Below are 6,500 nucleotides of genomic sequence, written 5' to 3'. Positions count from 1 at the left end.
GCTTATATTGTTAAAGACAATACTGCCGGTAATACCATCACTAATGCAAAAGCAACATTGGGCAGGGTGTTGTTTTACGATAAAAATTTGAGTATCGATAATTCAGTGTCTTGCGGCAGTTGCCACAAACAGCAATTTGCTTTTAGCGATACCGCAATTGCCAGCAAAGGTGTACAAACCGGTACTACCGCCAGGCATTCTATGCGTTTGGTAAATTCCCGTTGGGCTGTAGAGAGAAAATTCTTTTGGGATGAAAGAGCGGCAACACTTGAAATACAAACAACAAAACCAATACAGGATCATGCCGAAATGGGTTTTAGCGGTGTAAGCGGGAGGCCTGCACTTACGGCTTTGTTAACCAAATTGCAGGCAATTGGGTATTACAACGAACTTTTTAAATTTGTTTATGGGGATATTACTGTTACCGAAGCAAGGATGCAGGAATGTATGGCGCAGTTTATAAGAAGTATCCAGTCTTTCGATTCTAAATACGATGCTGGAAGAGCGCTGGTTGCTAATGATGGCCAGTCGTTTCCAAATTTTACCGCACAGGAAAATGCTGGCAAACAACTCTTTCTGGCGCCACCGGTTTTTGATGCCAGCGGTACAAGAACTGCTGGCGGTGCTGGCTGTAATGGTTGCCATAATGCACCGGAATTTGATATAGATCCTAATTCAAGAAACAACGGCATTATTGGAAGAATAGTACCGGGTGGAGGAGTTGATATAACAGTTACCAGGGCACCGAGTTTAAGAGATGTTACTAATGCAGCCGGAATTGAGAACGGCCCGTTGATGCATACCGGTAATCTTGCAACGCTTCAAAATGTGATTGGGCATTACGGTACTATAAATATTGCACCCGGCAATACTAATTTGGACCCGAGGCTAACACCAGGCGGAATAGGACAAAAATTAAATTTTAATGCACAGGAAGTTAATAGCTTAATCGCATTTTTAAAAACATTATCGGGTACCAATGTTTATACTGATAAAAAATGGGCAAGTCCTTTTTAATTAATATACAAAAGGTAAAAGCTGTCAACGATAAAAAATATTATTCAGAGTAAAGATCAAAAGCGGTTACTTCGCCACTTCAATCTTAACCTTCTTATTTTTTATCTTTTCATTTTTAATTAACTGCAACACTTCACTAACTTTTATTTTTTTAATCGCTACAAAAGAAAAGAAATCTTTTACTTCTATTAAACCAATATCTTCTTTTTTTAATTGGCCTTTTTGGCCCAGAAAGCCAACAATATCAATTTTGTTAACTTTATCTTTTTTACCGGCAGCAATAAACAGTGTACTCCATTTTGGTTTTTCCGGTATTTCATTTACATCATTCAACTGTTGATTAGTTGCAGTGGCGGTAATATAATCAGGCAAAATTTCTTCTTCCGAATAAATTACATAAGCAGTGCCGCTGGCATCCATACGGGCTGTGCGGCCATTACGGTGTGTAAAAATATCTTCCGATTGCGGCAGGTGATAATGAATGATGTTGCGGATATTCGGAATATCCAAACCACGTGCCGCTAGGTCGGTGGTAACTAAAACGTTTGACGTGCCATTTCTAAATTTACATAAAGCACTGTCACGTTCCTGCTGCTCCATACCGCCATGATAAAAGACATTTACAATGCCTTTGTCGGCTAAAATTTCGCTGGTTCTTTCAACCGATTGGCGGTGATTGCAAAAGATAATGGTGGAGCGGTTGCCTATAAAACAGATCAATTTAAATAGTATGTCAGCCTTGTCTTTATCAGCCGAAAAAACAGTTTTAATCTCCAAACCCAAAGAATTTTCATTCACCAGATCGGAGTAATTTAGCCTAACTGCATCTTTTAAACCAATAAAAATGGGAACTTCAACAGCTTCGGTTGCAGAGGTTAATACACGTTTGTTTATATTTTTTAGTGAGCCAATAATAAATTCCATTTCTTCCTGAAAACCCAGTTCCAGCGATTTATCAAACTCATCTAATATCAGCGTTGCAATAGCTGTGGTGGCAAAATTATTCCTGCGGATATGATCGGCTAAACGGCCTGGCGTACCAATTATAAGTGCTGGCGCCTGCAGCAAATTATTTTCTTCGGTTTCCCGTTTATGCCCGCCATAGCAAACCGAAACTTTAAAACCGGTTTGCATTTTCCTGAACACATCGTCAATTTGAATAGCCAGCTCACGGCTGGGTACAATTATTAAAGCCTGCGGTGTTTTAATTTCTTTTTTTAAAAGATTAACCAGCGGCAATAAAAAAGCCAGCGTTTTACCCGAGCCTGTGGTAGAAACTAAAATGGTATCGTTATTTTTTTCTATTGCATCCAGCGAAGCCAGTTGCATTTCGTTAAGCTCTTCAATATTAAAATTGGAAAGAATTTTTTTAAGATCGGTATTATTTGTTTGCATTTCGGCAAATGTAACTTTTGTATTTCGTTTAAAGTTAAACCACCCGATAAGAATATCAGCTGGTTTTCCGAAAGCGGCTTTATCATGAATATCTATACGTAAAGCTAACAATTATTCCTATAATTAATATTATGTTAAATAGAATAAAACAAATAAAAGTTACTAAAGCTAACAACCGCTGATATCTTCTTGCCTCTTTCTTTAAGTTAAGCTTGAGGTAATTCAATATCAATAACTCCAACGCTTCTTTATAAACCACTCGATTACTTTTAGAAAACTTATTTACAATCTCCTTTAAATAAACATTTGATTGTAGTAAAAAATTCCTTTGAGCCATTTTATACCCATTCAAAACCTTAGCATCCGTTGTGGATCGCAGCACCATTTCCTTCCGTGCATCATTTGCTTTGTTACTATAGAATTTTCCGATTAATAACCTGGCATCAAATGCTGCAGTATTTGTTTTTAAATATTGCAATAATCCTTTTTTCAAAATGCCTTCGTACAAGGATTTGTTGTTTATCTCAACTTTACTTTGGTACAAATAATTGTACACATCATTTAAATAAGCAAACTGGTATTTACTGTCCGGTTGTTTTTTTAAAAGTGCTTCATAAGCAACAAAAAGGTTTATATAATCTTCTTGCTGCCGCAACCAGTCTATCATTATTAAATTAAAATAAACAGCTGCAGGAAATTTTTGCATGGCCATTGCCGTATACTTACTAAAATTCTCCCCATCTTTTTGCTGCTTGCAATAATACACCAGCCATTTGTAAATACTTTCAAATACCTTGCTGGCTGCACTTTGGGTAATGCCTGCATCAGCGATCTTTTTTGCAAAATACAGGGCCTCTGTTTCTTTACCGGAATTAATGGCCGCTTTGGCGCTGTAAAAAATATTGTTGGTGTCAATGGCAGAAAGTCCCCAACTATTGTTATAAATATAATTACTTACCAACCCGGCGTTTTTAAATTTGTTTAATGCTTCGCTGTAGCTGCCTTTATCATTTCGTTCGGCTCCAGCGTTAAAATATGCAAGGCCCTCGTTGGTATATCCATTATATAAGTCAAATGGTAAATTGTAATTGGTGGGTTTTAATTGATCTGTTACAAAATCGCTGTTCAATTGTTTTGCTTTTTTCAGAGCTTCAAAAGCCTCCATCTTGCTATCAGCAGCCAAATACCTTACTTCAGCATCTTTACTTATGGCGTCATAAATATTGGCTTTCAATAACCATCCTTCTGCATTATTTTCATTTATCAAAACAAAACTGTCCATCGATTCTTTGGCACGGGCAAAGTCTTTTTGCTCAAAAAAAGCCTTCGCTGTCCTTAAATTTTGAGCCTTAGAAAATACCATAAAAAACAAAAAGCCAATAATAAAAATTATTGGCTTTTTATATAAAACAATCTTTATCATTTACTGGTTATCAACGTTTTCAGTAGATTCATTTTCGTCTGTATCAGGCGCCTCTATTGAAGTATTGCTTGAGGCATCAGCAATGTCAGTAACTGCATCGGTTGACAAATTACTTTCGGTAGCTTCCACTTCAATTTCTTCTTCTTTTTCATCCAGTTGCGTAATGGCTGCAATCGCATCATCTTCATCTACCCGTATTAATTTTACCCCCTGCGTTGCCCGGCCCTGTTCGCTAATTTGTAAAACCGGCATACGAATAGTAATACCCGACAAACAGGTTATCATCAGATCTTCCTGTTCTGTTACATCAAGCAATCCAACAAGTCCACCCGTTTTTTCTGTTACATTAATGGTTTTTACGCCTTTTCCTCCACGGTTGGTAATTCTGTAATTAGCTTCGCCGCTTTCTGCGTCATCTAATGAAGTTCGTTTGCCATAACCTTTTTCACTCACCACTAAAATAGTTTTGGTTTTATCTTCCCTGTTTACGCAAACCATACCTACTACTTCATCTTTTTCGTCATCCACTTCAATACCAGCCACACCAATTCCGCCACGTCCTGTACTGCGTACTTTTTCCTCAGGAAAACGTATTGCACGGCCACTTTTAACCGCCATCATTATTTCGCAATTACCATCGGTAAGTCTTGCAGCTAATAACTGATCGCCTTCTAAAATATTTATAGCATTAATACCGCTCTGGCGTGGACGACTGAAATCTTCCAGGTCAGTTTTTTTAATGATACCTTTTTTAGTACACAAAACAATGTAATGGCTCTTTACATATTCCTCATCTTTAAAATTCTTTACATCAATAATGGCACGTACTTTATCATCCTGCGGAATTTGTACCAGGTTTTGTATTGCCCTGCCCTTGCTGGTTTTATCACCTTCGGGAATTTGATACACCGGTAACCAAAAACATTTTCCTTTTTCGGTAAAGAATAATAAAGTGTGGTGGGTACTGGCTACAAAAAGATGTTCGATATAATCTTCCTGCCTTGTGCTGCTGCCTTTTGCACCACGGCCGCCACGGCGCTGCTGCCGGTATTCGCTAACCGAAGTTCTTTTTATGTAACCCAAATGCGAAATGGTAACCACCATGTCTTCTTCCTCAATAAGATCAAGCATTCCAATCTCATCATCCAGGTAAGTTATTTCGGTACGGCGTTCGTCACCAAACTTATGTTTTACTTCTGCCAGTTCATCTTTAATAATTTGAAAGCGCATGCCTTCGTTGGCCAGAATTTCTTTTAATCTTTCAATCAGCTGCATAATCTCTGCATGCTCTTCACGAATCTTATCAATCTCCATTCCGGTAAGGCGCTGTAAACGCAGTTCCAGCACAGCTTTGGCTTGTATCTCACTCATACCAAAACTGCTCATCAAACCTTCCTGTGCAATATTGGGTGTAGATGATTCTCTTATTAATTTTATTACTGCATCTAAATTATCTAATGCAATAATATACCCTTCTAAAATATGGGCACGTTCTTCTGCTTTGCGTAATTCGTATTTTGTTCTTCTTATAACAACCTCATGGCGAAACTCAATAAATTCTCTTATAAGATCTTTAAGGTTTAAAATTTTAGGCCTGCCTCTTACAATAGCAACATTGTTTATACCATAAGAAGTTTGCAGGTCGGTATGTTTGTACAATTGATTTATTACCACCTGCGCTACCGCATCTTTCTTTAGATCAACTACAATACGGGTACCTTCTTTATTATTACTTTCATCGTTAACATTGCTTACGCCGTCGATAATTTTATCGGCAACTATTTCGCCAATTTTTGCAGCAAGGTTATCAATATTTACCTGGTAAGGAATTTCGTAAATAATTAATTTCTCTCTGCCGTTAGGTAATGTTTCAATATTTACTTTACCTCTCAACACTACTCTTCCTCTTCCGGTATGCAAGCCAGCCTTTACGCCTTCAAAACCAAAAATAGTTCCGCCTGTAGGAAAATCGGGGCCTTTAACATGCTTTATTAAATCATCAATAGTAATATCATTATCATCAATGTAAGCAATACATGCATCAATAACTTCGCTTAAGTTATGCGGCATCATGTTGGTAGCCATACCTACGGCAATACCACTGCTTCCATTTACTAAAAGTTGAGGGATACGTGTGGGTAAAACGGTGGGTTCTTTTAAACTGTCATCAAAGTTTAATTGATAATCCACTGTATCTTTTTCAATATCTTCCAGCATGGCTTCGGCAAGCTTTTGCATACGCACCTCTGTATAACGCATAGCAGCCGGCGGATCGCCACCCTGGCTACCAAAATTTCCCTGGCCATCAATCATTACATAACGCATGTTCCATTCCTGCGCCATACGCACCATGGTATCGTAAATAGCAGTATCACCGTGTGGGTGAAATTTACCCATCACCTCTCCTACAATACGGGCACTTTTTTTATAAGGTTTGTTGCTGTAATTACCCAGCTCACTCATGCCAAAAAGTACACGGCGGTGAACGGGTTTAAAACCATCCCTTACATCTGGCAAAGCCCGGCCCACAATTACGCTCATGCTGTAATCAATGTAAGAAGTTTTCATTTGCTCCTCAATATTTACAGGTATAATTTTGCCCCTGTTGTTGAGATTTCCGTCTTTTAATTCTTCGTTATTTTCCATATTATTTTTGTCCAAATTC

General features: G+C 38.0%; 4 protein-coding genes. 1 reads left to right on the top strand and 3 read right to left on the bottom strand.

Annotated elements, in window-relative coordinates; all coding sequences use genetic code 11:
* Nucleotides 1-1,017: cytochrome-c peroxidase (locus tag ACY651_RS21280; protein WP_462255536.1), on the top strand; the 1,017-nt coding region annotated here is incomplete at its 5' end.
* A gap of 66 nt (nt 1,018-1,083) precedes the next feature.
* On the opposite strand, the gene ACY651_RS21275 is transcribed toward ACY651_RS21280, so the two are convergent.
* The 3 genes from ACY651_RS21275 to gyrA all read right to left on the bottom strand — a co-directional run bounded on the left by ACY651_RS21275 (nt 1,084) and on the right by gyrA (nt 6,481).
* A complete protein-coding gene (locus tag ACY651_RS21275) occupies nt 1,084-2,412 on the bottom strand; it encodes a DEAD/DEAH box helicase (protein WP_462255535.1) in 1,329 nt (442 codons plus the stop codon).
* 82 nt (nt 2,413-2,494) lie between these two features.
* On the bottom strand, nt 2,495-3,835 hold the full coding sequence (locus tag ACY651_RS21270; protein ID WP_462255534.1) for a hypothetical protein: 1,341 nt from the start codon (nt 3,833-3,835) through the stop codon (nt 2,495-2,497).
* The gene (gyrA, locus tag ACY651_RS21265; protein ID WP_462255533.1) at nt 3,836-6,481 is read right to left on the bottom strand and encodes a DNA gyrase subunit A; all 2,646 of its coding nucleotides are present in this window, start codon (nt 6,479-6,481) and stop codon (nt 3,836-3,838) included.
* Nucleotides 6,482-6,500 lie beyond the last annotated feature (19 nt).

This window comes from Ferruginibacter sp., from assembly GCF_031391665.1.
In the GTDB taxonomy this organism is placed as follows: Bacteria; Bacteroidota; Bacteroidia; order Chitinophagales; family Chitinophagaceae; genus Ferruginibacter.
This window is presented reverse-complemented; position numbering and strand designations above follow the sequence as displayed.